Genomic DNA, 20,768 nt, shown 5'->3' on the forward strand with positions numbered 1-20,768 from the left:
AGACGCACCACGCAGGATCCGCGAGAGGGGGGGGGGGGGAGGGGTTTGGGGGCCCCCCCCCCCACGCCTCCCCCGGTCCCTCTCGGCCTTCGACTACGCCAGCGCGCTCCAGTACGGGCAACACACGTACGGCAGTGGCGCCGAGCTTGGGCCACCACCCCCGGACAGCACCGGGAGCCGCTCCGAGCGGGCCACCCCGGGCGAGCTCGCAGTCAGCCCGGCCTCGCCCGACTCCCCGAAGCGGAGCGCCAGTCGGTAGCCGTCCCGGGTGGTCGCGGCCACCCCGGGGCGGTCCCAGTCGGTGTTCAGCGAGGTGATCGTCCAGCCGCGCCGCCGCCAGTGCCGTTCCACTGCGTCCACCAGCGCCGCCCGCCGGGGCAGCGAGACGACGGTGAGGATGTCGCGCCCCCGGGTGACGTACCAGCGCACCGCCGACTCGCGCCCCGGCCGGGGCAACCGCGCGCCCGACCGGGGCGCCGCCTCCTGCCAGGCGGGCATCGGGTCGATGGCGTCCAGGGTGTCCTGAAGCAGCGTCTCGCAGCGCTCTGCGGCATCGAGTTGATCGGCCGTCACACCTGGTTCCGGCCTCGACCACCGCCAGGCGGGCACGGCCGGCGCACCATCGGGGCAGCCGCCCGGGCATCCGACGTTGAGTTCGGCACCACCTGACTGCACAGGGCCCTCCGTACTCCTCCCGGCGATCAACCCGGGCTGGGATTCCGTCACTGCTTGGACGGTGGACGGGTACGGGCAGTTCCATCCCCACCATCCCCACACCTTTCGAATTGCACTGCACGGTGCAGTTGAATCACTGCTCTGCACTGTGTAGTTTACTTCTCGTGCCGCCAACGGGAACAGCCCGGCGGCACCACCGTCCACGAAAGGACTCCCGCCATGCCCACCATCACCGTCGGCACCGCCCGCATCCCCTACCGCGTCGTCGGCGACGGCCCCGACACCCTCGTCCTGGTCCACGGCACCGGCCCCGGATCCGGCATGTGGGACGGCCTGCTGGACTCCTTCACCGACCGCTACACCGTGCTGCTGCCCGACCTCTCCGGCAGCGAGGCCGCCGAGGATGACGGCTCCCCGCTCACCCTGGAGACCCTCGCCACCCAGGTCAACGCCGTGATCGACGACGCCGACCGCGGCCCCGCCGACGTCTTCGGCTTCTCGCTCGGCGCCGTCGTCGCCACCGCGGCGGCCGCCCGGCGCCCCGACCAGGTCCGCCGCCTGGTCGCCGCCGCCGGCTGGATCAGCGCCGAACAGGACGAGTACCTGCGCCTGTCCATGGCCACCTGGCTGTCACTCGCCGACCACCCCGGCGCCTTCGGCGGCTACGCCACCCTCACCGCCTTCAGCGGCGGCTTCCTCGACCGGATCGGCCGCGCCGCCGTCGAGGCCAACACCGCCTACATGCAGCCAACTCCCGGCACCCTGCGGCACATCGCCCTCGACCTCAGCCTGGACCTCACCCCGCTGCTGCCCCACGTCCAGGCCCCGGCCCTGGTGATCGGCTGCACCCAGGACGCCACCGTCCCGGTGCGCAACGCGCGGCGCCTGCACGCCGCCCTCCCGGGCAGCGTCTACGCCGAGTTCGACACCGGCCACATCGTGCTCGCCGAGGAGACCGAGGCGTTCACCAGGACCGTCCGGGAGTTCCTCGACGCCGCATGAGCGGCGGGCGGCGGGCCATCGGCACCGGGGAACGGGGACCCGGCGACGGGCGGCGGAAGGGGGAGTCGGAGCACACCGCCGCCCGGGTAACAAGTCCCTGTTCAAAAAGGCCGATTACCGCGCCTGGTGATCGGAATGAAATTGACTGAACGTCAACTTGCAAGGTGAGACTGCTTCGTCAGTCACACCGGCAAGGAGCAGACCATGCGCATACTCTTCACCGGCCCCGCCTCGGCCGGCCACCTCTTCCCGCTCGTGCCGACCGCCCAGGCGCTGCGCGCCGCCGGGCACGAGGTCCTGTTCGCCTGCGGGCAGCCGCTCGACCAGCTCCGCCGCGCGGGCTTCCCGATCGTCGAGATCGGCGACGGCCGGGGCCTGATGGAGCTGTTCGAGGAGCGCCTCGGGAACAAGATCCAGTACGTCACCCCGGACAGGTCGCAGGACGAGATCTTCGACACGGCGGCCGCGATCTTCGCGCACGCCTCCCGCCCCACCGTCGACGGCCTGCTGGAGGCCGCCACCGAGTGGGGCGCCGACCTGCTCGTCCACGACTCCTTCCAGGCCGCCGCACCGCTGGTGGCGACCCTGCTCAAGATCCCGTCGGTGGTCCACAACTTCGGGGTCAACCCCGGCCTCCCCATGAGCCGCCTGCTCGCCTCCCACTTCACCGACGTCTACGAGCGGCACGGCCTGGCCGGCCCGGCCCCCGCCACCGCACTCAACATCGGCCCGCTCGGCGGCGACCCGGACGGCCTGCCGATGCGCTACATCCCCTACAACGGCGGCGGCATGGTCCCGGCCGAGTTCCTCCGCACCGCCGACCGCCCGCGGATCGCCGTCACCCTGGGCACCGTCCTCGCCGAACTCGACGGCGTCCGGGCCGTCGCCCGCCTGGTCGAGGCCGCCGCCGAGGTCGACGCCGACTTCCTGCTCGCCGTCGGCGGCGCCGACCTCGCCCCGCTCGGCACCCTGCCCGACAACGTCCGCGGACTGCCCTGGGTCCCGCTCAACGAACTGCTCAGCCGCGCCGACGCGTTGATCCACCACGGCGGCTCCGGCACCATGCTGACCGCCCTCCAGGCCGGCCTGCCCCAGCTGCTCCTCCCCCAGGGCGCGGACCACTTCATCAACGCCGAGGCGCTCACCGCGAGCGGCGCCGCCCTGAGCTCCTCCTCCGACGCCGTGGACACCGCCCTCCTCGACCGCCTCCTCACCGACCCCGACCTCCGCGACGCCGCCCACCGGCTCCAGGCCGAGAACGCCGCCCTCCCCACCCCGACCGCCCTCGTCCCCACCCTCGAAGCCCTCACCACCCGCTGAGCCATGGCCCGGTCGGGTTCGGCCGGACGGCCGAACCCGACCGGACGGTCTCTCACCCGCGGGCGGCCGGGGCGAACTCCTCCCGGATCGCGTTCACCAGTCCGGTCACCAGGCGCGCCCGCGGCACCATCGCGTCGACCACGACGTACTCGTGGTCGGCGTGGGCGCCCCCGCCGACCGCGCCCAGGCCGTCCAGCGTCGGTATGCCCAGGGCGGCGGTGAAGTTGCCGTCGCTGCCTCCGCCGACCGCCGTACCCGAGAGGCCCGGAACGAGTCGGCGTGCCAGCCGGAACAGCTGCTCCGACGCCGACTCCGGCATCGGGGGCCGGCCCACCGCGCCCCGGACCACGATCTCGGCCCCGTCCAGGTGCGGGCGCAGGTTCGCGAACGCGGACTCGATCCGCTCCTTCTCCCCGGCCGTCTCGACGCGGACGTCGACGGTCACCGTCGCCTCCGCCGGCACCACGTTGTCGGTGGTCCCTGCCGACGCGATGGTCGGCGTCACCGTCGTCCCGGCCTCCGGTCGGCTCAGCGCCGCCAGGTCCAGGACCTGGTGGGCCGCCTCGACCAGCGCGTTGACTCCGGCAGCGGGCTCCAGCCCGGCGTGCGCCGCCCGGCCCCTGACGGACAGTTCGAACGTGCCGCACCCCTTGCGACCGGTCTTCAGAGCGCCACCTTCGGCCGCCCCCTCGAACACCAGGACCGCCCCGCAGGCGCGGGCCCGCTCCTCGATCAGCGCCCGCGAGGCGCCGGAGCCGACCTCCTCGTCGGCGGTCACCAGGATCTCCACGCCGGTCGGATCGTCCAGCGCCGCCAGCCCGTGGACGGCCTGCACGAGACCGCCGAGCATGTCGAAGACACCGGGTCCGGTCGCGTGGCCGTGTTCCACCCGGAAGGGACGCCGGGCGAGCGTGCCGAGCGGGAACACCGTGTCGTGGTGGCCGAGGACCAGCACCTGCGGATCGCCGCCGCCCGACCAGTGGACGTGCGGACCCGCCACGCTCTCCACCAGGACGGCCCGCCCGCCCAGCCGGCTCTCGATCACCGCCGCGACGGCCTCGGCGGAGACCCGCAGGGCGTCCGGGTCGCGGGACGGGGACTCGACCTCGACGAGCCTCCGCAGGTCCTCGAGCATCGCGTCCACGCGTACGGCGGCACTCCTGTGCATCGTCATCCTTCAACGTCTGTGTGGTTCGGCCCGCCGCACACCCGCACCGGGTTGTCTGCCTGCGCGCCTGCTTATTCGTCCTACTCGTCCTACTCGCCCTACTCCTCTTACTCGTCTTGCTCCTCCACGCGGTGACCGGCCGACCGCAGGGCCGCCAAGGCGTCGGTGAGCCGCTCCGAAGGCACCAGCACCAGGTCCGCGTCGTACGTCGAGGCCACGAACACCGGCACTCCGGCGGCTGCCAGCGGCGCGATGAGCAAGGACAACATGCCCGGCAGGTCGAGCGCGTGGGCACTGTCACCGCTGTACAGCGCCGTCCAGCGCTCGACGGACGCGCCGTCCACCCGCTCGTCCACCTCGCGCACCACGGTCAGCCCCTCGGGGGCCCGAACCAGCGAGACCCAGCGCGACGCCAGGGCCGACGCCTCATCGGCCGGACGTTCGACGCAGAGGGATTCCGGAAGAATGCGCAGATGCTGCGCGGCCGCGGTAGTCACCCGCCGATGGTAGGAAATCCTGCGCATCCATGGACCCGCACCCCCGGCCCCGGACAACGCAAAAGCCGCAGGTCATGTGACCTGCGGCTTTCGGTAGGGAGCGGGCGACGAGAATCGAACTCGCGCTCCAAGCTCGGGAATCTTTGGGCTTCCGGACCCAAAGCGCTCCTGACCTGCAACGATGCCACCGCAATCGGCCCTTCGGACACCGGGCGCAGACCGCTGCTGACCGCCGCTCACCACCCGCTCTGGCACGGATCCGGCACGCACCGGAATCGTCCGGGCGGAAACCTGCTGGCCAATCCGGTCCAGGTCGGCCAGACCGTTGCGACCAGGCCGTAGGGCCGAAACTCCGCGGCGCCGGTCGTCTCCCGCGCGACCGGCGCCGCGGCCGTAGGCTGCTGCGCGCGACGTACGGCATCGAGGTAGCCCGAAATGGCTTCATGTCTGCGGATCAGGCACTCGATGCGCTCGCCCATCCGCTCCCGCTCCCGCTCCAGGGTCGTGATCGTCTCCGCGGTCGCGCCGGCAACGTGGATCACTCGGGAGCTCAGGCACGGAAGAAGCTGCTTGATGATCCGGGTCGGCAGTCCGGAGTCGAGCAGCCCCCGGATCTGCAGGACGCGGTCGACGCAGCGCTCGTCGTACTCCCGGTAGCCGTTCGCGGAGCGCTCCGGGGCGATCAGCCCCTGCTCCTCGTAGTAGCGCAGTAATCGGCGCGGGGTTCCGGTGCGCTCGGACAGCTCTCCGATCCGCATCTGGCCCACCTCCTGTCTCACCGTCTGCCAGTGCCGCCAGTTCCGCCAGGGTGCATCACTGATACAGCCTCACGCCATAAGATAATTAATAGTTCTCTTTTTTTGAAGCCTGGCTGTGCGGTCGAGGAGGACCACGCGGCGGCGGTCCGCATCCAGGGCTACGCCGAGACCCAGGTCGCGGTGGGGCAGGTGACGTATTGCCGGCAGCCGCCGGGTGCGGTCGGGAAGCGCCGTCCGAACAATGACTCAGGAACCGGCCGCCGCCACCGGGGCGGCATCACGGGCCGGCCTCCCCCGCTCCTCGCCCAGCTCGATCCGCCGGACGGTGCTCGGCACCGCGATCGCCGGCAGCATGCACCGCCAGATCTCCGCCACCCGCTGCGGCAGATCCGCGTGCCCGGCCTCGACGTAGGAGTGCATCTGGGCGCCGGTACAGGCGTTGACCAGCAGTCGGGCGAACGCCTCGATGTCCGTCCCGGTCTTCAACTCCCGCTTGGCCTGGGCCATGCGAAGGTCCTCCAGCACGAGCTTGGCCCACTGCCGGTGGGAGTTCTCCTCCGGAGGGAGGAACCGCTCCTGCTCCCACACCAGCCGGGCGCCGGCCTGCAGAATGGGGTTGTCGAGCAGCTGACAGGCCCAGGTGAGGGTGATGTCCACGGCGCGCTGGAGGCCCTGCGAGAGCTGCGGCGGGACCACCAGGTCCGGCTGACCGGAGACGATGAACCGGGCCAGCTCCTCCTTGTTCCGGAAGTGGAAGTACACGGCGCCGAGCGTGACCCCCGCCCGGTCGGCGATCTTCACCACGCTCGAGCCGGCAAAGCCGAGCTGCCCGAACACCTCCGCCGCCGCCCGCACCACAGCGGCCCGGGTCCGCTCGGCACGCTCCTGCTTCACGACCCGCCCGGTCATGAGATCACCTGCCAATCTTTACGAAAAAAAGTTTTCTTTATCTTATCTGCGGGCCGCCGAGACGAGTTGAGGAGGCGTTCCAGGGCTTCGAACCTCTCGCCGCGGGGTGCTCGTGACCATCACCGGCACCCCGCACGGCTCTGTTCGTCCGCGCTACGCCGACATACGACAAGGCTCCCCGGCCGTCGAGTCGAGATGTCTCAGGTCTCAACTCTTCGGCCGGGGAGCCTTGTCGCAACCGCCCTCCGAGGGGGCGGGGACGGCTCGCCGTCAGGCGGTGTACCCGCCGTCCACGGCGAGACCGGTGCCGGTGATGTAGCGGCCACCGGGGCCCGCCAGGAAGGTCACCGCGGCAGCGATGTCCTCGGCCACGCCGAAGCGCCCCAGGGCGGTGAGGCCGTTCTGGAAGTCGGCGCTCTCGCCCTCGGCCGGGTTCATGTCGGTGTCGATCGGGCCCGGGTCCACGGTGGTGACGGTGATCCCGCGCGGCCCCAGCTCCCGGGCAAGTGCCTTGGTCAGACCGATGAGCGCGGTCTTGGCCGTCGCCTGCAGGACGAAGTTCGCACCGGGGACGCGCCCGTTGAAGCACGACCCGACGCTGATGATCCGGCCGCCGTGGTCCATGTGCTTGGCGGCGGCCTGGGCGCCCAGGAAGACCGACTTGACGTCCACGGCGAGCACGCGGTCCAGCTCGTCAGCGGTCACCTCGGCCAGCGGGCCGTAGGCGAGGAAGCCGCCGTTGTTCACCAGAATGTCGATACGGCCCAGCTCCCGCACCGTCTGCTCCACGGCGTCCGCCGCAGCGGTCGGCTGGGTCAGATCAGCCTGGATGACCAGGGCCCGGCCGCCGTCCGCCTCAATCTGCTTGGCAACCTCGCGCGCCTTGTCCTCCGCCTGGACGTAGGTCAGCGCCACCGCCGCCCCCGCGTCGGCCAGCCGCTTCGCGATCGCCGCGCCGATCCCCCGGCTGCCGCCGGTCACCAGCGCTACCTTTCCGGTCAGGTCACTCATCGATGATTCCTTCGATAGACGGATCGTTGATTGTCCTGACGGGATCCTCGAACATTCCCACCGATGTGAGGGTCAAGCCCGGAGCCGGCCGCACCGCACAACAAGAAAGCCGCAGGTCAGATGACCTGCGGCTTTCAGTGTGGAGCGGGCGACGAGAATCGAACTCGCGCTCTAAGCTTGGGAATCTCGCCCACTCTCCTGGCCCACAAGTGCTCTGACGTGCAGACATCCGGACCTCGGGCCTGCTTCGGCCTCGATCGATGACCCCGCTGTTCACCGTGACTTACCGCCCAACACCGCCCCTTGGGGCACGGATAGGGCACGGCTCAATACGCCTGGCGCTGCCTGTCAGCGGCGTCTCCGGATCGGCCAGCGATGGCTGCGGCGAGCGCCAGCAGAGCTTCGACCTGTGCGACCTGCGTGCGGAGTTCGTAGCTGGATAGCTTGCCAATCTTGACCGGCGCCAAGAGCTGGCTCGCGGCCTGGGCATGTTCTTCGTAGCTGGCCATTCGGGACTCCGATTCGTTGAGATGAGAGCGAAGCCGTACAACGCCGATCCTAGATCCTAAGCCCCCCGTCACTGCTGACACTTCGCCACTGCGAGGGTGGCGTAGCGGTTTTGGCCGGTGTCCTGCCTGGCTTGGGGTCGAGCATGATCGGGGGGCCGTAAGCTGTTGCGACTCGGTCAGGGCTCTTTGGGCCTGACCGCAACTTGGCCGAGTGGCCCCCCGTTCTTGCTCGACGCGGGTCCCGAGCCGGGGAGGTGGGTAAAACCGCGCAGCCGCCCGCCCCCAGCCCCGGCGGGCTCTGACCTCGGCAACCCTCCCGGCCGCACGCTCGACGTGCGCGGCCGGCCGCCGACGGAGCGGGGCGCAGACAGGAGCGACGGCGAGCGGCCAGGGCCGCGCGCTGGCGCGCTGTGCGCGCCCTTGAATCAGTAGCGAAACTCATAACAGTCACCTTCACACCCCACCCCCTCACACCCACTCCCAGCTATCTACCCCTATCCCCATCTCGGCCCGTCTGGGGCGCTTGGCGCGTCCGGCGTTCTCCTCGGCCCTACCCGATCAGCTTCCGGCCGTCATGGGCCCGGATGTGCGGGGCATCGCCCCCGGGGCCGCTCAGTGCGTCAAGGATGCGTACGGCGAAGACCTCGCCCATGCTCTCCCGGACCTCCTGAGGGGTGAACCAGCGGACGGCCGTCGCCTCGTCTGTGGTCTGCTCCTTGCCGCCTTCGACCCGGCAACGGAACACCAGGGCCACGATGCTCCGGTTCATGTTCTTGTAGACGCCGGTCAGTCGCTCCGGCCGAACGAGGAGCCCGGTCTCTTCGAAGACCTCGCGCCGAACGCCGTCCTCCACGGTCTCGCCGAGTTCAAGCACGCCACCCGGAGGCTCCCAGGTGCCGTTATCGGCCCGCTGGATCACCAGGACTCGCCCGTCCTCACGCACCACAGCCCCCGCCACAGACACGGAGTGGAGGGGCGTTGACGCTTTCAGTGCGGGGCTGCTACTCATGTACAGGAGCATAGGAGATGAGTAGGACCATGGCGAGCAATGAGGTGGCCTCGACGGCCAAGTCCAAGTATCTCCAGATCGCGGATGACCTGGCGGCCCAGATCAAGTCCGGGACCCTCGCTCCCGGGGCCTCGGTGCCCAGCGAAGCCGAGCTGATGGAGCGCTACAGCGTGGCCTCCGGCACCGTGCGCAAGGCCATCGCCGAGCTGCGGACAGCTCAGCTCATCGAGACGCACCACGGACGGGGCTCCTTCGTTCGATCCCGCCCGCCAGTGCAACGAAAGTCCTCAGATCGGTTCCGCCGGGCTCACCGGAAGGCCGGTAAGGCGGCCTACCTTGCGGAGGCGGAGCAGTCAGGCGGTACCCCCTCGGTGACGGTCCTCTTCGTCGGCCCGGCCGATGCGCCTGCCGAGATCGCCGAGCGGCTGGGTGTTCCCGCCGGCGCGAAGGTCTTGGCTCGTAAGCGAAGGTACTTCCGGGACGGCGTGCCCACCGAGGAAGCGACCTCGTACCTGCCCTGGGATGTGGTGAAGGACATCCCGGAGATGTTCGCTGAGAACCCTGGCGGCGGAGGGATCTACGCCCGCCTGGAGGAGCACGGCCATACGCTCGCGGAATTCACGGAGACCGTTCGTGCTCGCCTGGCGACCAAGCCGGAGACCTCGGCTCTTGCGCTCAGCCCGGGGGCCCCTGTGATCCATCTGGTCCGGGACGCCATGACCGATGGCGGCCGGGTCGTCGAGGTTTGCGACACGGTGATGGCCGCTGATCAGTTCGTACTGGACTACCGGTTCGCCGCGCGCGACTGACTGTTGGTCAACTCTCGCAACCCGTCCTGGGATTCTTTCTCGTGACGGGTTGACTCATGTACAGGACTCAGGCACTCTTCTATCAGTCACTCATGTACATGAGTGCACAAGGTTGGCCCATGTAGCTGACCTGTGAAATCCCCGGCAGTTGCTCCTCCAAACGGTGTGACTGCCGAGCACGCCGCCACGATCCCCGGCGGTCCTTAGGGGCCGCTGAACACGCCGCCGCCAGCACATGCAGCGGGGACGACGCTCAACCGCCAAGCCGCGCGTCGTCCCCTTCGCCCCTCGTTCAAGGGAGCCTCCATCATGCCTGCTGCCCCCCTCGCCGGTCTCGCCGTCGCGCTCGTCCACTGCCTGTGCGCCGGAACCGGTCGCATCCCGGTCCCGCCGAAGTACCGGGCCGCGCTGGGCGACTTCGTGTCCTGCTCCCTCCACGCCGCCCCCACCGACGCCGACGCCTGCCCGTCCTGCTCGGGGACGCTGCGGGTCGTCGACCTCGACGGCGCCCTGTCCGGCGCCACCGGCGCCTTCGTGCCGTGCGACTGCATCGGCAGCCACCACTACGGCCGGTACGGCGCCTGCCCGTGCCACATCGACGTGTGGGACGACAACGACGGCCACACCGGCTGGGTCCCGGTCCCGCTGAACGAGTGGACCGACGACGCCCCGTACTTCCGGCCCTGCCCCGAGCACACCCCGAACGCCCGGCCCGTCCTGGCGGTGGCCGCGTGACCCACGCTCCCGTTCTCCCCGGCGGGGTGGACCGGCTGGTCCTCGCGGACCTGGCCCGGCTCGCCTCCCGGGGCGACCTCCCCAAGCTTCAGGACCAGTTACGCCGGACCGGCGGCTGCTCCAACCCGATCCACCTCAAGGGCTTCCGCACCCTCACCCACGCCCCGACCGGCGCCGTCTGGCACCGCTACTCCACCGAGCACGAACCCGGCCAGCGTCTCAAGGTCGCCTGCGGCAACCGCCGCTCCTCCCGCTGCCCCTCGTGCGCCCGGACGTACTCGGCGGACACTTTCCACCTGATCCGCGCAGGACTCGCCGGAGACACCGCCAAGGGCGTCCCGGCCACGGTCCGCTCGCATCCCCGCGTCTTCGCCACCCTCACCGCACCCAGCTTCGGCCCGGTCCACAACCGGCCCGACAAGGGCACCTGCCGCTGCGGCTTCGACCACCCGGCCGGGTCGCCCCTGCTCGGGACGCCGCTGGACCCGGAGACGTACGACTACGGGCACGCGGTGCTGTGGAACAACCACGCCCCGGACCTGTGGCGCCGCTTCACCATCTACCTGTTCCGGACCATGGCGAAGATGGCCGGGCTGTACCAGTACGAGTTCAAGGAGCAGGCGAAGGTCTCGTTCGGCAAGGTCGCCGAGTACCAGCGCCGGGGCGCCGTCCACTTCCACGCCGTCATCCGCATCGACGGACCCAAGGGTCCCGGCACGCCGCCGCCCGGCTGGGCGACGGTCGCGCTCCTGGACGCTGCGATCCGGGCCGCCGCCCGCCGCGCCGGCGTTCCCGTCGCCGCCGGAGGTGACCAGCCTGCCCGCGTCCTGGGGTGGGGAACGCAGGTCGATGTCCGCCCGATCGGCGCCTTCTCGACCGGCGAGATCACGGAGCAGGCGGTGGCCTCGTACGTGGCCAAGTACGCCACCAAGTCCGCTGAGACCACCGAGACGGTGGACCGCCGGATCCTGGAGCGTCACGAACTCGACCGGCACGATCTGCCCGCCCACACCCGCCGGCTGATCGAGGCCTGCTGGGACCTCGACCGGCACTACCCGGGCCGCCTGCTCGCGCACTGGTCCCACATGCTCGGCTTCCGCGGTCACTTCTCCAGCAAGTCCCCCACCTACTCGACCACCCTCGGCGCCCTCCGGCAGGTCCGCGCCGACTACCGCGCCGACCAAGCCCGCACCGAACTCCGGGAACGGCTCCTCGCCGCCGGACTGCCGGACCTGGACGACCTGCCCGAGGCAGAGACCCTGGTCGTCGCCCACTGGGCCTTCGCCGGCGCCGGGAACTCCCCGGGCGAATCCCTGCTCGCCGCCACCATCGCCCGGGACATCCACGAACGACACACCATCGACCGACAGGAGATGCGCGCACAACTCGCGCAAGAGGAGGGGGAGGCATGGACCGCTTGCTGACAGTCAAGGAGGTGGCCGAGCGCCTCGGCACCTGGGACACAAGCGGGGAACGCTTCCCGCGACGCCTGGTCGCGGAACGCCGGATCGCCTTCGTCAAGGTCGGTCGCCACGTGCGGATCACGGAATCGGCCCTCTCCGACTACGTGGCCGCCGACACCGTTCAGCCCCGGTCCCGCCGACTGCAGGCGGTGGCCTAAGTGGCAAGCAGGCGAAGGCAGTTCGGCCGTATCCGTAAGCTCCCGTCCGGCCGCTTCCAGGCTCGGTACCTCGACCCGAACGGCATGCTTCGGCCGGCGCCGGAGACCTTCGAGACGAAGACCGACGCGGATGACTGGCTGGCCGAGATGCAGACCAGCATCCGGAAGAAGGACTGGCGCGACCCCGACGCCGGGGCGGTCGACTTCGCCAAGTACGCCGACGCCTGGATCACTGAGCGCGGTCTGATGCCGACCACCCTGGAGCTGTACCGCCGACTGCTGCGGTTGCACCTCGAACCGACCTTCGGGGACCTCGACCTGGACGAGATCACGCCTCCGCTGGTCCGCGCCTGGCGGGCTGAACTCCGGGCCACCGGCAAGCACACCACGGCCGCGAAGGCGTACCGCCTGCTGAAGTCCGTCATGGCCACCGCGACCGATGACGAGCTGATCCGCCGGAACCCGTGCCGAATCAAGGGCGCGGGCAAGGAGTCGGCCGAGGAGCGTGGCATCGCCAGCATCGAGCAGGTCTACGAGCTGGCCGAGTTGGTGGGGCTGCGTTGGCGCTCCATGGTCCTGCTCGCCGCCTTCACGACGCTCCGCCCGGAGGAGCTGGCCGAACTTCGGCGCAAGGACATCAACCTTGTGGCCGGTACGGTCCAGGTCCGGCTCGCGGCCCCCGAACTCAACACCGGCCGGCGGGCGCTCGGCCACACGAAGTCCGAAGCGGGCAAGCGGGTCGTCACTATCCCCGCGGCTGTCCTGCCTGATGTCCGGCTGCACCTGGAACTGTTCGCGGAGAAGGGGGATGAGGATCTGCTGTTCGTCGGCGAGAAGGGCGCTCCATTCCGCCGAACCACCTTCGGCCGGGTGTGGCGGAAGGCACGTGCCAAGGCGGGTATGCCGGGCTTCCGCTTCTACGACCTCCGGCACACCGGCAACACCTTGGCCGCCGCGACCGGGGCCAGCCTCAAGGAACTGATGGCGCGCATGGGGCAGTCCTCCGTCCGGGCCGCGATGATCTACCAGCACGCCACTCGCGAACGGGACCAGAAGATCGCAGACGGCATGGATGCCGAGATCAGCCGCACGCTCGGTCGGGGCACGACGCCGCCCGACCAGCCATAGGGGCACACAGAGGGCACGGCAGCCCGGAAACGCAAAAGGCCCAGCTCGGGGATCATGCCCCTGAGCTGGGCCTTTACTGCTGGAGCGGGCGACGAGAATCGAACTCGCGCTCTAAGCTTGGGAAGCTCATGTTCTACCATTAAACTACGCCCGCCTGATGAGCCGTCAGAGACCGCTCGATCCAGTGTCACTGTACCCCATTCGCGACTGCCGTTGCACGGGGGCTCCGGGGGTGCGGCGGAGCCGGGTGGGGGCAGGGGTGGAGGCGTACTGTGTGGGCCGCGCACGAGTGCTCCGGCGGGTGGGGTCGGGCGGCGAGCCACGGTGAGGAATGTCCGGAACATCCCCTAATGTGACGCTGTCCCGGGGCTCGGCCGCCGGGGCGTGTGAGTACGGGTGAGTACTGGGTTAGGGATGGGAAGGGGATCGATGGAGCAGCGCGCCGTCGTTCGTTGTGCCGAGGGGCACCTGTTCAGCACCACCACGTTCCCGATGCAGAACCTCGGTCCCGGCCGGATCGGGCCCGGGCGGTTGATCCGCTGTCCGCAGTGCGGACGGCTGCGGAGTTCGGTGCTGGCCGACGTGCGGGAGCTGTCGGAGCCGCAACTGGCGCAGGCGATGCGGCTGGAGGCCGCGGAGTTCCTGGCCTGACGGCAGGCGGACGGGCAGGTGGGCCCCGGGCGGATTCGTCCGGGGCCCTTTCTTGCACGTAACCTCGAAGCGTGCTGCTCTCTGACAAGGACATCCGGACCGAAATCGACCTGGGCCGGGTCTCGATCGACCCGTTCGACCCGGCGATGATCCAGCCGTCGAGTATCGACGTGCGCCTCGACCGCTTCTTCCGCGTGTTCGAGAACCACAAGTACCCGCACATCGACCCCTCCGAGGAGCAGCCGGACCTGACCCGGCTGGTCGAGCCGGACGGGGACGAGGCGTTCATCCTGCACCCGGGCGAGTTCGTGCTGGCCTCGACGTACGAGGTCATCTCGCTGCCCGACGACGTGGCCTCCCGGCTGGAGGGCAAGTCGAGCCTGGGTCGGCTGGGCCTGCTCACCCACTCCACGGCCGGCTTCATCGACCCCGGCTTCAGCGGCCACGTGACGCTGGAGCTGTCGAACGTCGCGACGCTGCCGATCAAGCTGTACCCGGGCATGAAGATCGGGCAGCTCTGCCTGTTCCGTCTCTCCTCGCCGTCGGAGCACCCGTACGGCTCGGCGCGCTACGGCTCGCGCTACCAGGGCCAGCGCGGCCCGACGCCGTCCCGCTCGTACCTGAACTTCCACCGCAGCAAGGTCTGAGCGCACAGCGACGACCCAGCAGCGAGGACCCAGCGGAGCCGCACGCAACCGGGCGGCCACCCCTCAGCGAGGGGTGGCCGCCCGCGGCGTTTCTCAGGCCCGCTTGGGGCTGGTGACGGCGATCAGCTCGGTGCCGTCCTCGGACAGCCGCAGCTCGGTGCGCAGCTCGGCCAGCTCGCCGAGGTGGTGCAGGTGGGTGCCGCCGCAGAAGATCTGCGCGCCGCCCTCGGGCAGTTCGCAGTGCCACTGGCGGCGTGCGGTGAGCTCGGGGCCGGGCACCTCGATGCGGACCGGGGCGTCGGCGGCGACCCACGCGGCGAGCCGGGCGTTGACGGCCTCGGTGAGGGCGGGCAGGGCGTCGGCGAGGGCGGGGAACTCCTCGGTGGCGTCCGCCGTGAAGCCCTTCTTCTTGAGCGACTTGCCGAGCCGGTAGGTGTCGGTGCTGGCCTGGGTGTCCATCACCGAGCTCGCCATGGCGAGGCTGTCGAAGTCCGGGTTGCCGAAGGCGTCCGAGCGGCCCGGGTCCTTGCGCCAGCGCGGGGCGAGCGCGGCATTGAGGGCGAGCGCGAGCAGGTGGCAGCCGCTGTGCGAGGCGCTGAGAGCGCCCCGGCGCTCGGCGTCGACGGCGAGCGCGGCGGTGCGGCCGACGATGTCGCCGGGGTCGGTGGCGAGGACGTGCAGGACCAGCCAGGACCACTCCTCGTCGCCGCGCCGGACCGGGATGTCGGCGCCGACCAGCAGCGCGTCGTCGGCCGGGCCGACGGCGCCGGTCAGGCAGTCGACCACGGCCAGCTCGGTGCCGTCCACGGTGAGGGTGCCGAGGTCGGCCGGCTGGTCGGGCCAGGTGTGGTCGAGCGGGTGGAACGGGGTCGCCCCGGTCACGACGGCGTACCGGCCGTCGGCCAGCGGGTGCACCGCGAGCACCGGGGACTCGCCGGTCACCGCCCCGGCCGGGAAGCTGACGTGGGTGGTGGGGAGGGTCATGCCTGGCTCCGGTGGACGTGGGACGACGAGGGTGGACGGGCCCCGGCGCTCGACCGCGGCCCGTCCACCATTCTGCCCTTCGCCCGTCAGCCCAGCGTCGGCAGCTTGATCAGCACCAGCAGGGCGAGCAGTTGCAGCGCCGACGCGGCGGCGGCCTTGCCCCAGGGCAGGTCATGCAGCCGTCGGACCATGCCGGCCAGCAGGAACGCGCAGAGCGCCCAGGTCGCCCAGCCGACGACCTGGACGACGGCGCTGCCGGAGGGCAGGACCAGGTCGAGGAGCAGCCGGGGCGCGTCGGTCAGCCAGCCGATCAGCGCGGCCAGGCCGACGGTCGACTTCCACGGGCCGTCGCCGCCCAGCTGCCGGGCCAGCGCGTACGTGACCGTGCCGAAGACCGCGCCGGCCACGGTGAAGCCGAGGGCGGCGGCGACGATGCCGGTCAGCGCCACGGTGAAGGTGGAGTTGACGATGTCGTCGTGGGTCAGCCCGATGCCGAGCACCGCGAGCGAGCCGTACAGCAGCGAGACGGTGAGGGCGGGCAGCCAGACCTGGTGGTCGCGGGTGCGGTCGAACATCGCGGTCGGGCTGCGGAAGAGGCCGATGAACAGCTCGCGCCAGTGCGGCCGGGGGCCGGCGACGTGCGGGGCGGACTGGCCGCCGGCCCGGTAGACGGCGACGTTGTCCTGGCCGTAGGGGTCCTGGCCGTCCTGGTCCTGGCCGTAGGGGCCGTGGCCGTACGGCGCCTCCTGCTGGTACGGCGGCTGCCCGTACGGCGGCTGCTGTCCCTGGTCCGGGTACTGCCCCTGGTCGTAGTAGCCCTGGTGCGGCGGCTCCTGCCCGTACGGGCCGCCGCCCGGGTACGGGTCGCCCGTCGGGAAGGCGCGGGTGTTCCCCGGCCGGTCGGCCGCGTACGGGTCGTACCCGTCGCCTGCCGTCCCCCCGGGTCCGCCCGCGGCTCCCGGGTGCGGGGCCGTGAAGTACTCCGGCCCGTCCGTCTGCCCGTGCCCCCCGGACGCCCCTGCCGGCGGCGGCGGAGGTGCCGACCACCCGCCGTGCGGACGGTCGGCACCCTGACCGCTGTCGTATCGATTACCAGCCACGCTCTGAAGGTACCCGTCCGGCCCAACGCGCGTCGGCCCCGAACGAAGCCGGGGCCGGTTTGCAGCGAGGCTGAGACGAACGGGGCCGAAAGCCGCCCCGGCGCTCCGGAAAACCGGAGCGCGGGGCTGCCGGGAAACCGGAGCCACCGGGAAACGGGGCTGCCGGGAAACAGGGCTACCGGGAAACAGGGCTACCGGGAACCCGGAGCTACCGCTGCGCGGTGACCGACGGCCCGTGCACCGCCGCCGCGGCGGCGGTGCCGGCCGGGCAGCCGCCCGGGCCGGCCGTGGTGCGGACGGCGCCGACCGGCAGCAGGGTGCCGCAGGCGATCCGGATGCCGTTCGGCAGCTCGTTGTCCGACTCCACGATGGCGCCGTCGCCGATCACCGCGCCGTCGAGTGCCGAGCGGTCGCCGACGGTCGCGTAGGCGCCCACGATCGAGTCCTTGACCAGGGTGTCCGGGCCGATCACCGCGCCGGGCAGGATCACGCTGCCCTCGACGATCGCGCCGGCCTCGACCACCGCGTCCGCGGAGACCACGGTGCCGCCGCTGAGCACCGCGCCGGGGTGGACGGTGGCGCCGGGCAGCAGCAGGGCGTCGCCGGTCGGGCCGGGGACGGCCGGGGAGTCGACCTTGCCGAGCACCAGGTCGGCCGAGCCGCGGACGAAGGCGGCCGGGGTGCCGAGGTCCAGCCAGTACGAGGTGTCGACCACGCCGCGCAGCAGGGCGCCGGTGGCCAGCAGCTCCGGGAAGGTCTCGCGCTCGACGGACACCTCGCGGCCGGCCGGGATGCGGTCGATCACGGAGCGGGTGAAGACGTAGCAGCCGGCGTTGATCTGGTCGGTGACGATCTGCTCCGGGGTCTCCGGCTTCTCCAGGAACTCCAGCACCCGCCCGGTCTCGTCGGTCGGGACGAGGCCGAAGGCGCGCGGGTCCTCGACCCGGGTCAGGTGCAGGGTGACGTCGGCCCCGGCGGCGACGTGGCCGTCACGCAGGGCGGCGATGTCGACGCCGGAGAGGATGTCGCCGTTGAAGACCAGGACCGGCTCGTCGGGGCCGCAGGTCAGGCCGGAGGCGGCGTTGCGGATGGCCCCGCCGGTGCCCAGTGGCTCGCGCTCGGTCAGGTAGACCAGCTCGATGCCGTACGGGGTGCCGTCCTGGAAGTGGTCCTCGAACACCTCGGCCAGGTACGAGGTGGCCAGCACGACGCGGGTGACGCCGGCGGCGGCCGCACGGGCCAGCTGGTGCGCGATGAACGGGACGCCTGCCACCGGCAGCATGGGCTTGGGGGTGTGGGTGGTCAGCGGACGCAGTCGCGTGCCCTTACCACCGACCAGCATGATCGCCTCGGTCATGGTCTGCGCTGTTCCCCTTGTGTCTCTGCGGCCCGGCCCGGCGGGCCGATGCCTCCGTCGGTGTTCTCGACCCGGGCGGCCGGCTCGGGTCGGCACCCGTGCGGCCTTGTGTCCGGAACGGGTCGACCGGCACGAAGCCGGTCCGGCGCCTACTGTATTTCCTTCCAACCGAATGCCCGTCCGGCGCCTGTGCGACGGACATCACTCCCCGCCCGCCCGGGCTGTCGCCGGGAGCCGTCGTGTCGGCCCAAAAGACCGGCCCGGTGGGCGCGTTGGCGGCGTCCACCGGGCCGGGCAGTTGTAGCAGAACTGTCGAACAGCGGGGCTGTCGGTCAGCGGACGGCTACGCGTCCACCGTCGCGGCCTGCTCCTCGGCCTCGGCCGGCGGGGTGGCCTTCACCGAGTCGAGCAGCAGCTGGGCCACGTCGACCACCTTCAGGTGCTCCTTGGCCGCGCCCTCGTTCTTCTTGCCGTTGACCGAGTCGGAGAGCATCACCAGGCAGAACGGGCAGGCGGTGGAGACGATGTCCGGGTTGAGCGACAGCGCCTCGTCCACGCGCTCGGTGTTGATCCGCTTGCCGATGCGCTCCTCCATCCACATCCGGGCGCCGCCGGCGCCGCAGCAGAAGCCCCGCTCCTTGTGGCGGTGCATCTCCTGCTGGCGCAGACCGGGGACCTTGTCCATGATCTCGCGCGGCGGGCTGTAGACCTTGTTGTGGCGGCCCAGGTAGCAGGGGTCGTGGTAGGTGATCAGGCCCTCGACCGGGTTGACCGGGACGAGCTTGCCCTCGTCGATCAGGTGCTGCAGCAGCTGGGTGTGGTGGATCACCTCGAAGTGCCCGCCGAGCTGCGGGTACTCGTTGGCGATGGTGTTGAAGCAGTGCGGGCAGGTGGCCACGATCCGCTTGGTCGGGGCGTCCTCCAGCGCGGCGTTCAGCGTCTCGACGTTCTGCGCGCCGAGCATCTGGAACAGGAACTCGTTGCCCAGGCGGCGCGGGGAGTCACCGCTGCAGGTCTCCTCCTTGCCGAGGATGGCGAACTTCACGCCCGCCGTGTGCAGCAGTTCGGCGAAGGCCTTGGTGGTCTTCTTGGCGCGGTCCTCCAGGGCACCGGCGCAGCCGACCCAGTAGAGGTACTCGACCTCGGCGGGGTCGATGTCCTCGCCGATCACCGGCACCTCGATGCCGGTCTCCTTCTTGAGCTCCTTGACCCAGTCCAGGCGCGCCTTGGTGGCCATGCCCCACGGGTTGCCCTTGTTCTCCAGGTTCTTGAGCATCGTCCCGGCCTCGGTCGGGAAGTTGCTCTCGATCATCACCTGGTAGCGGCGCATGTCGACGATGTGGTCGATGTGCTCGATGTCCACCGGGCACTGCTCGACGCAGGCGCCGCAGGTGGTGCAGGACCACAGCACGTCCGGGTCGATGACGCCGTTCTCCTCGGCGGTGCCGATCAGCGGGCGCTCGGCCTCGGCCAGCGCGGCCGCCGGGACGTCCTTGAGCTGCTCGGAGGTGGCCTGCTCGTTGCCCTCCATGTCCTTGCCGCCGCCGGCCAGCAGGTACGGCGCCTTGCCGTAGGCGTGCTCGCGCAGGCTCATGATCAGCAGCTTGGGGGAGAGCGGCTTGCCGGTGTTCCAGGCCGGGCACTGCGACTGGCAGCGGCCGCACTCGGTGCAGGTGGAGAAGTCGAGGATGCCCTTCCAGGAGAAGTGCTCGACCTGGGAGACGCCGAAGACGGCGTCCTCGGCCGGGTCCTCGAAGTCGATCGGCTGACCCTTGCTGGTCATCGGACGGAGCTCGCCGAGCGCGGTGCCGCCGTCCTCCGCGCGCTTGAAGTAGATGTTGAAGAAGCCCAGGAACCGGTGCCAGGCCACGCCCATCGAGGGGTTGATGCCGATGGTGATGGCCCACGCGAACGAGATGCAGATCTTCAGCATCGCGAACAGCCAGACCAGGTTCTCCAGCGTGCCGTGCGAGAGCCCGCTGAGCGCGGAGACGATCGGGTACGAGACCAGGTGCGCCGGGCCGTACGAGTCGACGCCGTTGAGGGCGCCCTCCAGGGCGCGCAGCATCAGGATGCAGAGGCCGATGCCGAGGATCGTGTACTCGACGTAGAAGGCCTGCCAGGCGATCGAGCCGGCGAACCGGGACTTGCGGCCCGACCTGGACGGCAGGCTCATCAGCCGGATCACGATCAGGGTCGCGATGCCCAGCGTGGTCAGGGTGCCGACGAGTTCGACGAACAGCTGCCAGATCATCCAGTGACCGATGATCGGCAGCTCGAACTCGGCGTCGAAGAGCTGGCCCATGGCGTTGACGATGGTCAGCACCAGGCTGAAGAAGCCGACGGCGACGAACCAGTGGGCGATGCCCACGATCCCCCAGCGGTTCATCCTGGTGTGGCCGATGAACTCGACCGCGACGGTCTTCACGCGCTGGGCGGGCTTCCCGAAGCGGGTGGTGTCCGGCGCGCCGGTCAGCACCACCTTGAAGATGTGCCACGCCGCACGAAGGGCGAGCGCGGTGCCGATCACGAATGTGACCAGCGAGATGACGATCGCTGCTAGCTGCATCGGCTCTCCGTCTCCTGCGGCTTTGCGGTTGAGCAGGCTCTGCGGTTCTGCGGACTTCGACTGAGTGTACTGGTCGGTAACTTGCCGGGCCGACGGCCCGGACAATACCGGTCGCCAACAGTTCTCCAGAAGGTTCCCAAGCTATGGCGACAGTCACGTGACCGCACCGGCACCGCGCCGAACCCGCACCGCACCGGCCCCGCTCCACGATCCCGCTCAGCAAAGTTGAGCGACTTCCACTCATGGCTGTTGACGCTGCCCGTCGAGTCATGCATCCTTGAGCCCGTAAAGCTCAACTCTTCCGTGGAG

At 70.6% G+C, this 20,768-nt stretch carries 19 protein-coding genes, 1 tRNA gene and 2 pseudogenes; 9 read left to right on the plus strand and 13 right to left on the minus strand.

Annotated elements, in window-relative coordinates; genetic code table 11:
* Nucleotides 1–93: 93 nt before the first annotated feature.
* Nucleotides 94–573 (minus strand): hypothetical protein, encoded by a 480-nt coding sequence (locus tag ACZ52J_RS02745; RefSeq protein ID WP_360496598.1) that lies wholly within the window; start codon nt 571–573, stop codon nt 94–96.
* A 321-nt stretch (nt 574–894) separates the two neighbouring features.
* On the opposite strand from ACZ52J_RS02745, the gene ACZ52J_RS02750 reads away from it, so the two are divergent.
* Nucleotides 895–1,677: an alpha/beta fold hydrolase gene (locus tag ACZ52J_RS02750; RefSeq protein ID WP_465615302.1), complete on the plus strand. Its 783-nt coding sequence runs from the start codon at nt 895–897 to the stop codon at nt 1,675–1,677.
* A gap of 204 nt (nt 1,678–1,881) precedes the next feature.
* The gene (locus ACZ52J_RS02755; RefSeq protein WP_465615304.1) at nt 1,882–2,997 is read left to right on the plus strand and encodes a nucleotide disphospho-sugar-binding domain-containing protein; all 1,116 of its coding nucleotides are present in this window, start codon (nt 1,882–1,884) and stop codon (nt 2,995–2,997) included.
* Nucleotides 2,998–3,049: 52 nt separating this feature from the next.
* On the opposite strand, the gene ACZ52J_RS02760 is transcribed toward ACZ52J_RS02755, so the two are convergent.
* The 7 genes and pseudogenes from ACZ52J_RS02760 to ACZ52J_RS02790 form a co-directional block, all read right to left on the minus strand.
* Nucleotides 3,050–4,171 carry a M20 family metallopeptidase gene (locus ACZ52J_RS02760; RefSeq protein ID WP_465615306.1) on the minus strand — a complete coding sequence of 374 codons (1,122 nt, stop codon included), beginning with the start codon at nt 4,169–4,171 and terminating at the stop codon, nt 3,050–3,052.
* A 101-nt stretch (nt 4,172–4,272) separates the two neighbouring features.
* The gene (locus ACZ52J_RS02765; RefSeq protein WP_465615308.1) at nt 4,273–4,662 is read right to left on the minus strand and encodes an ACT domain-containing protein; all 390 of its coding nucleotides are present in this window, start codon (nt 4,660–4,662) and stop codon (nt 4,273–4,275) included.
* Between the two features lie 380 nt (nt 4,663–5,042).
* Nucleotides 5,043–5,420: pseudogene (locus ACZ52J_RS02770) on the minus strand (MerR family transcriptional regulator); the annotation flags it as partial.
* A gap of 246 nt (nt 5,421–5,666) precedes the next feature.
* Nucleotides 5,667–6,329: a ScbR family autoregulator-binding transcription factor gene (locus tag ACZ52J_RS02775; protein ID WP_465615310.1), complete on the minus strand. Its 663-nt coding sequence runs from the start codon at nt 6,327–6,329 to the stop codon at nt 5,667–5,669.
* A 270-nt stretch (nt 6,330–6,599) separates the two neighbouring features.
* Nucleotides 6,600–7,340 carry an SDR family NAD(P)-dependent oxidoreductase gene (locus ACZ52J_RS02780; RefSeq protein ID WP_465615312.1) on the minus strand — a complete coding sequence of 247 codons (741 nt, stop codon included), beginning with the start codon at nt 7,338–7,340 and terminating at the stop codon, nt 6,600–6,602.
* Between the two features lie 326 nt (nt 7,341–7,666).
* Nucleotides 7,667–7,849, minus strand: coding sequence for a hypothetical protein (locus tag ACZ52J_RS02785; RefSeq protein WP_360253864.1), 183 nt, complete (start codon nt 7,847–7,849; stop codon nt 7,667–7,669).
* Between the two features lie 550 nt (nt 7,850–8,399).
* Complete coding sequence (locus ACZ52J_RS02790) at nt 8,400–8,870, minus strand: NUDIX hydrolase (protein WP_360253866.1); 471 nt, start codon at nt 8,868–8,870, stop codon at nt 8,400–8,402.
* Nucleotides 8,871–8,887: 17 nt separating this feature from the next.
* On the opposite strand from ACZ52J_RS02790, the gene ACZ52J_RS02795 reads away from it, so the two are divergent.
* The 5 genes from ACZ52J_RS02795 to ACZ52J_RS02815 all read left to right on the plus strand — a co-directional run bounded on the left by ACZ52J_RS02795 (nt 8,888) and on the right by ACZ52J_RS02815 (nt 13,151).
* Nucleotides 8,888–9,667 (plus strand): GntR family transcriptional regulator, encoded by a 780-nt coding sequence (locus ACZ52J_RS02795; RefSeq protein WP_360253868.1) that lies wholly within the window; start codon nt 8,888–8,890, stop codon nt 9,665–9,667.
* 309 nt (nt 9,668–9,976) lie between these two features.
* Nucleotides 9,977–10,402: a hypothetical protein gene (locus tag ACZ52J_RS02800; RefSeq protein WP_360253870.1), complete on the plus strand. Its 426-nt coding sequence runs from the start codon at nt 9,977–9,979 to the stop codon at nt 10,400–10,402.
* Nucleotides 10,399–11,826: a replication initiator protein RepSA gene (repSA, locus tag ACZ52J_RS02805; RefSeq protein ID WP_465615315.1), complete on the plus strand. Its 1,428-nt coding sequence runs from the start codon at nt 10,399–10,401 to the stop codon at nt 11,824–11,826. The genes ACZ52J_RS02800 and repSA overlap by 4 nt, the downstream gene beginning before the upstream one ends.
* On the plus strand, nt 11,811–12,023 hold the full coding sequence (locus ACZ52J_RS02810) for an excisionase family DNA-binding protein (RefSeq protein ID WP_465615317.1): 213 nt from the start codon (nt 11,811–11,813) through the stop codon (nt 12,021–12,023). The genes repSA and ACZ52J_RS02810 overlap by 16 nt, the downstream gene beginning before the upstream one ends.
* The gene (locus ACZ52J_RS02815) at nt 12,024–13,151 is read left to right on the plus strand and encodes a tyrosine-type recombinase/integrase (RefSeq protein ID WP_465615319.1); all 1,128 of its coding nucleotides are present in this window, start codon (nt 12,024–12,026) and stop codon (nt 13,149–13,151) included.
* Between the two features lie 80 nt (nt 13,152–13,231).
* Here the strand turns inward: ACZ52J_RS02815 and ACZ52J_RS02820 are convergent.
* Nucleotides 13,232–13,305: transfer RNA gene (locus ACZ52J_RS02820), tRNA-Gly, on the minus strand.
* Nucleotides 13,306–13,580: 275 nt separating this feature from the next.
* Here ACZ52J_RS02820 and ACZ52J_RS02825 point away from each other — a divergent pair.
* On the plus strand, nt 13,581–13,802 hold the full coding sequence (locus ACZ52J_RS02825; protein WP_465615321.1) for a hypothetical protein: 222 nt from the start codon (nt 13,581–13,583) through the stop codon (nt 13,800–13,802).
* 71 nt (nt 13,803–13,873) lie between these two features.
* Nucleotides 13,874–14,449, plus strand: a complete 576-nt coding sequence (gene dcd, locus ACZ52J_RS02830; protein WP_360496619.1) for a dCTP deaminase — start codon at nt 13,874–13,876, stop codon at nt 14,447–14,449.
* 93 nt (nt 14,450–14,542) lie between these two features.
* Here the strand turns inward: dcd and ACZ52J_RS02835 are convergent, their stop codons facing one another.
* From ACZ52J_RS02835 to ACZ52J_RS02850, 4 genes and pseudogenes are all read right to left on the minus strand, one after another.
* The gene (locus ACZ52J_RS02835; protein WP_465615323.1) at nt 14,543–15,433 is read right to left on the minus strand and encodes an alanyl-tRNA editing protein; all 891 of its coding nucleotides are present in this window, start codon (nt 15,431–15,433) and stop codon (nt 14,543–14,545) included.
* 86 nt (nt 15,434–15,519) lie between these two features.
* A complete protein-coding gene (locus ACZ52J_RS02840) occupies nt 15,520–16,533 on the minus strand; it encodes a Yip1 family protein (protein WP_465615325.1) in 1,014 nt (337 codons plus the stop codon).
* A 292-nt stretch (nt 16,534–16,825) separates the two neighbouring features.
* Nucleotides 16,826–17,890 (minus strand): annotated as a pseudogene (manB, locus tag ACZ52J_RS02845) (mannose-1-phosphate guanylyltransferase); the annotation flags it as partial.
* Between the two features lie 343 nt (nt 17,891–18,233).
* Entirely contained in the window at nt 18,234–20,459 is a 2,226-nt protein-coding gene (locus ACZ52J_RS02850) for a (Fe-S)-binding protein (protein ID WP_360496628.1), read from the minus strand.
* Between the last annotated feature and the right edge of the window lie 309 nt (nt 20,460–20,768).

This window comes from Kitasatospora sp. NPDC034035, from assembly GCF_055575755.1.

What these genes read in the sequence shown, in the direction of transcription:
- ACZ52J_RS02750 (WP_465615302.1), top strand. Translation starts at nt 895, where the DNA reads ATGCCCACCATCACCGTCGGCACCGCCCGCATCCCCTACCGCGTCGTC.
- ACZ52J_RS02755 (WP_465615304.1), top strand. Translation starts at nt 1,882, where the DNA reads ATGCGCATACTCTTCACCGGCCCCGCCTCGGCCGGCCACCTCTTCCCG.
- ACZ52J_RS02760 (WP_465615306.1), bottom strand. Translation starts at nt 4,171, where the DNA reads ATGACGATGCACAGGAGTGCCGCCGTACGCGTGGACGCGATGCTCGAG.
- ACZ52J_RS02775 (WP_465615310.1), bottom strand. Translation starts at nt 6,329, where the DNA reads ATGACCGGGCGGGTCGTGAAGCAGGAGCGTGCCGAGCGGACCCGGGCC.
- ACZ52J_RS02780 (WP_465615312.1), bottom strand. Translation starts at nt 7,340, where the DNA reads ATGAGTGACCTGACCGGAAAGGTAGCGCTGGTGACCGGCGGCAGCCGG.
- ACZ52J_RS02785 (WP_360253864.1), bottom strand. Translation starts at nt 7,849, where the DNA reads ATGGCCAGCTACGAAGAACATGCCCAGGCCGCGAGCCAGCTCTTGGCG.
- ACZ52J_RS02790 (WP_360253866.1), bottom strand. Translation starts at nt 8,870, where the DNA reads ATGCTCCTGTACATGAGTAGCAGCCCCGCACTGAAAGCGTCAACGCCC.
- ACZ52J_RS02795 (WP_360253868.1), top strand. Translation starts at nt 8,888, where the DNA reads ATGGCGAGCAATGAGGTGGCCTCGACGGCCAAGTCCAAGTATCTCCAG.
- ACZ52J_RS02800 (WP_360253870.1), top strand. Translation starts at nt 9,977, where the DNA reads ATGCCTGCTGCCCCCCTCGCCGGTCTCGCCGTCGCGCTCGTCCACTGC.
- ACZ52J_RS02810 (WP_465615317.1), top strand. Translation starts at nt 11,811, where the DNA reads ATGGACCGCTTGCTGACAGTCAAGGAGGTGGCCGAGCGCCTCGGCACC.
- ACZ52J_RS02825 (WP_465615321.1), top strand. Translation starts at nt 13,581, where the DNA reads ATGGAGCAGCGCGCCGTCGTTCGTTGTGCCGAGGGGCACCTGTTCAGC.
- ACZ52J_RS02835 (WP_465615323.1), bottom strand. Translation starts at nt 15,433, where the DNA reads ATGACCCTCCCCACCACCCACGTCAGCTTCCCGGCCGGGGCGGTGACC.
- ACZ52J_RS02850 (WP_360496628.1), bottom strand. Translation starts at nt 20,459, where the DNA reads ATGCAGCTAGCAGCGATCGTCATCTCGCTGGTCACATTCGTGATCGGC.